The sequence below is a fragment of the Streptomyces hainanensis genome (assembly GCF_004348415.1).
In the GTDB taxonomy this organism is placed as follows: domain Bacteria; phylum Actinomycetota; class Actinomycetes; order Streptomycetales; family Streptomycetaceae; genus Streptomyces; species Streptomyces hainanensis.
This window is the reverse complement of sequence record NZ_SMKI01000808.1, coordinates 1-1,532: the sequence shown is the minus strand read 5'-3', so window position 1 is coordinate 1,532 and position 1,532 is coordinate 1. Positions and strand designations below refer to the sequence as shown.

Genomic DNA, 1,532 nt, shown 5'->3' with positions numbered 1-1,532 from the left:
TATAAGAGACAGGGGCGGGGGGCCGGAGCGCAGCGCCCGCAGGGCGGCGGCGAGGTCGCCCGGCACGTCCAGGTCGCCGCTGATGTAGGCCCGCGCCAGGCCGAGTTCGCCGGGCTGCCAGAGCAGCCGGCGCAGGGCGCGGCGGGAGCGGAGCACCACCAGCGGCCCGTCGCGGGGGCCGGTCTCGCTGCCGTCCCAGGCGCGCAGCCGGATCGGGGGCGGGCCGCCGAGGAGGTCGTCGAGGAGCGGGGCGAGCCGCTGGGCCACCCGGGTCATCGGCGGACCTCCCGGGTGGGGGCGGCGCCGTTTCCGGTGATCAGCAGTTGTCGCACGTCCAGGTAGCCGGCGCGGAAGCCGGCCTCGGAGTAGGCCAGGTAGAACGTCCAGGTGCGGCGGAAGGTGTCGTCGAAGCCGAGGGCGCCGACCTCGGTGGCGTGTGCGGCGAACCGCTCGCGCCACAGCCGCAGCGTCTCGGCGTAGTGCGGGGCGAAGCCGGTGGAGGCGGCGACGCGCAGGCCGGTGTGGCGGGCCACGGTCTCGTCGATGGCGTGGCCGGACGGCAGCATTCCGCCGGGGAAGACGTACTTCTGGATCCAGGTGTGGGTGCGGCGGCTGGCGAGCATCCGCCGGTGGGGCATGGTGATGGCCTGGAGGGCGATGTGGCCCCCGGGCCGCAACAGCCGGTCGAGGGTGCGGAAGTAGGTGGGCCAGTGGGCGGCGCCGACGGCCTCGATCATCTCGACGCTGACGACGGCGTCGAAGCGGCCCTCGATCTCGCGGTAGTCGGCGAGTCGGAGGGTGACCCGGTCGGCGAGTCCGGCGTCGGCGACGCGCCGGCGGGCGGTGGCCAGTTGGGCGGGCGAGAGGGTGACGGTGTGCACCCGGGCGCCGCGGGCGGCGGCGCGCAGCGCCAACTCGCCCCAGCCGGTGCCGATCTCCAGCAGTCGGGTGCCGGCGCCGACGGCGGCGAGGTCCAGGAGCCGATCGATCTTGTGGTGTTGGGCGGCGGTGAGGTCGGCGTGGGTCGCGGGCAGCGTGGGGAAGACCGCCGAGGAGTAGGTCATGGTGGGGTCGAGGAAGAGCGCGAACAGCTCGTCGGACAGGTCGTAGTGGCGGGGGATGTTGGCGGCGGCGTGGTACGGGGTGCCGTCGGCGCCCGGCGGCTGCCGGGTGGCCCAGAGCGGGCGCAGCGTCTGGAGGGCGGGCGGTATCAGGGTGGCGAGGTCGCGGGCGAGCACGGTCAGCACCGCGACCAGGTCGGGCGCGTCCCACTCGCCGGCCTGGTAGGACTCGCCGAAGCCGATCAGGCCGTCGGCGGCGAGGCGTCGGTGGAACGCGTCGGGGTCGTGGACGTGCAGCGCCGGGCCGCCGAGGCCGCGTTCCCGGCCGTCCGGGGTCCGCAGGGTGAGCGGCAGCCGGTCCACGGCGCGCCGCACCAGGTGGCGGGCGACGGCGGTGCTGGCGCGGCCCGCGGTGGGCCGCCTGGCCACGTCGGGCCACCGCGCGGCGTCGACCGTCGGCGGGGGCGGGGC

At 76.4% G+C, this 1,532-nt stretch carries 1 protein-coding gene and 1 pseudogene; both read right to left on the bottom strand.

What is annotated here, in order from left to right; genetic code table 11:
• Positions 1-276, bottom strand: a pseudogene (locus E1283_RS36095) (SAM-dependent methyltransferase); the annotation flags it as partial.
• On the bottom strand, positions 273-1,532 hold a 1,260-nt coding region (locus tag E1283_RS36090; protein ID WP_132822377.1), incomplete at its 5' end, for an SAM-dependent methyltransferase. The gene E1283_RS36090 and the pseudogene E1283_RS36095, both read right to left, overlap by 4 nt.